1 protein-coding gene is annotated in these 921 nt (G+C 60.2%); it reads right to left on the bottom strand.

The window, feature by feature from the left end:
- Positions 1–221: 221 nt before the first annotated feature.
- Positions 222–921: MBL fold metallo-hydrolase (locus Q4Q11_RS31890; protein ID WP_498571987.1), on the bottom strand; the 700-nt coding region annotated here is incomplete at its 5' end.

Genomic DNA, 921 nt, shown 5'->3' with positions numbered 1-921 from the left:
AGGGCCAGCGCGCCGAAATGAGCCAAATGACATAATCATTTCAAACAATGCCGTCATGGCGCCGCGCATGTCATGAAGAGACATGCATTCAGATATGATGCAGAAGCATTAACGTGCCTTTAATCATGATGCGTCCTCGCCGCAGGTCGGAAATTGCGCCTGATGCCTGCGGGCTCGACTGGGGAACCCGCCTGGAGCAATGTCCGGTACGCCCCGACACCTTAACCGGTGATCGCCTTTACGTATCTTTCCGCCGAGCGTTCCACCACGCGGTTGCCGTCGCGCTCGATCGTTCGGCCGGGGAAGGCGCCATGGATCGTTTGGAACCGGTAGGGCCGAACCGTCTCCGATATCGCCTTTACGATGCTGGCATTAAGGGGGACGAGGTTCGGGTAGCTGCGCATGAAGCTGACGAACTTGCGGTCCATGGTCACCTGCATGGAGTCGCCGACGAAAAGGGCGCCGCGCCCGCCGTCGAGCCACGGGCAATGAAGCACTGAGCTGCCGTCGAAATGCCCGCCGCAACGGATCATGGTCGCCCGGCCGATCTGCAGCGTCTCGCCTGTCCAGGGACGCAGGGCTGCAACCGTTCTCTGCACCCATTGATCGTCATCGGCATGGACATGGATCGGTACCTCGTCGAAGGCCATGCTCCATTCGGCCATCGACGCGTAGAAATGCGGATGGGAGATCGCAATCGCGTTTAAGCCGCCCATGGCGGCGATGCGGGCTTTGCTGGCTTCATCGACGAGGCTGAGGCAATCCCAGAGGATATTGCCATCCGGCCCTTCGATCAAAAAGGCGCGCTGGCCGATGCCGAAATGGGGTGAGATCTGCAGGCTGTGAATGCCCTCCGCTTCCTCATTCCAGACGACGGCATGCGTTTGGCCGAGGATCGCCATCTCTGTCCATTCCTGCCCC

The organism is Rhizobium sp. UFLA01-1127, from assembly GCF_059803845.1.
Note: the sequence above shows the minus strand (reverse complement) of the source record. Positions and strands in the feature narration are given on the sequence as shown.